This is a genomic window from Citrobacter sp. wls615 (assembly GCF_005281355.1).
GTDB classification, from domain to species: Bacteria; Pseudomonadota; Gammaproteobacteria; order Enterobacterales; family Enterobacteriaceae; genus Citrobacter; species Citrobacter werkmanii.
Window position 1 is genome coordinate 1 of record NZ_SZXM01000036.1, and the last position, 216, is coordinate 216.

At 39.8% G+C, this 216-nt stretch carries 1 pseudogene; it reads left to right on the forward strand.

The annotated features are described in order from the left end of the window. Positions 1–216 (forward strand): annotated as a pseudogene (locus FDX04_RS12180) (flagellin FliC); the annotation flags it as partial.

Genomic DNA, 216 nt, shown 5'->3' on the forward strand with positions numbered 1-216 from the left:
GACACAAAATCATATAGCTTCGATGCTGATAATGTAACAAGTGCCAATGCTCTTAATTACTTAGCCCCTAAAGCTGGTGATTCTTTTAGTGCAAAAGTTTCTATTGGCGACAAAACTGTAGCCGTCCAAATTGGTAAAGATGGTGTTGTAAAAGCAAAAGACGGCAGTGACCTCTTTATTGATCTTCAAGGTAACCTCACCCAGACCAAAGCAAGT